Here is a 293-nt window from a genome sequence, read left to right on the forward strand (position 1 = left end):
CTCGTGGATCTTCCAATGTTACCACATGGGAGGATACACGCCCGAGGAGATCGAATTCGCGACACGCTACGTGGAGGAGGCCGAACAACGGCATCCCCGCACCCGGCTGGTAGAACCGCACCGCAGGAACCTGATCCTCATCCTGACGGAGTCGCTGTGCGCCTGGCCCGTAGGGCTGGAGGTCGGCGGCACGGAGGTGACCCCATACCTCAACTCGCTGGCCCGCGACACGACGGTGCTCTACTTCCCGAAGGTCCTGCCCCAGATCAAGGACGGCCGGTCGTCCGACGCAC

General features: G+C 64.5%; 1 pseudogene. It reads left to right on the top strand.

The window, feature by feature from the left end:
• Window positions 1–293: pseudogene (locus QZL63_RS10995) on the top strand (LTA synthase family protein); the annotation flags it as partial.

It is taken from the genome of Alistipes sp. CAG:268, from assembly GCA_000434235.1.
GTDB lineage: Bacteria > Bacteroidota > Bacteroidia > Bacteroidales > Rikenellaceae > Alistipes > Alistipes avistercoris.